This is a genomic window from Brevibacillus sp. SIMBA_040 (assembly GCF_046535075.1).
In the GTDB taxonomy this organism is placed as follows: domain Bacteria; phylum Bacillota; class Bacilli; order Brevibacillales; family Brevibacillaceae; genus Brevibacillus.
Map to the genome: position 1 here is coordinate 1 of NZ_JAWRXI010000390.1, position 239 is coordinate 239.

1 protein-coding gene is annotated in these 239 nt (G+C 63.6%); it reads right to left on the reverse strand.

Features of this window, described 5'->3' with window-relative positions:
- Positions 1–239, reverse strand: a 239-nt coding sequence (locus SB752_RS33215) for a hypothetical protein (protein ID WP_410719632.1), incomplete at both ends; no start/stop codon positions are given.

Sequence of the window (239 nt, forward strand, 5' to 3'; positions counted from 1 at the left end):
CGTCGCGTCAACGCCAGCCGCGACATTCTTCAGCTGGCGTTCATTGCCGAGCGAGCCGAACGAGACAGCACCTCCGACCGGTGCAGCCGTTCCGCCAAACACCGGCTTGCTGGTATTGTTCGCTACGCCGACGCTTCCGGATCCGATGGCGATCTGATTGTCACCATTCGTCTGGGCGCCCGCACCAATCGCGACCGATTGGGTGCCTGCGGCACGTGTCTGCGTTGCAGCGTCGTAGG